Here is a 266-nt window from a genome sequence, read left to right as displayed (position 1 = left end):
CCGTCTCGATGGCAAGCAGGATGAGTACCTGTTGCTGCCGGCGGAATACGACCTGGAAAACTGCGGCGTGTTCTCGGTGGAAACCGTCACTGGCTGGAAGCCCGGCGGTCTCGGTTATCAGGAGTACGTGCCGTTCGAATCCTTCGAGCACGACCCGAGTTTCGACGTGCCCAACAGCCGTCCGCATTACAGCATTCGCCAGCGTTCGTCTTTGCTGCATGACGGCCTCGACACTTACCTGAGCTTCGGCATCCGCCACACCGAAG

1 protein-coding gene is annotated in these 266 nt (G+C 59.8%); it reads left to right on the top strand.

Annotated elements, in window-relative coordinates; genetic code table 11:
• Positions 1 to 266: type VI secretion system baseplate subunit TssF (locus AAEY83_RS15735; RefSeq protein WP_351060442.1), on the top strand; the 266-nt coding region annotated here is incomplete at both ends.

Source organism: Psychrobacter sp. TB20-MNA-CIBAN-0197 (assembly GCF_040309765.1).
GTDB lineage: Bacteria > Pseudomonadota > Gammaproteobacteria > Pseudomonadales > Moraxellaceae > Psychrobacter > Psychrobacter submarinus.
The sequence above is the reverse complement of the archived record's forward strand: the minus strand, read 5'-3'. Positions and strand labels throughout refer to the sequence as shown.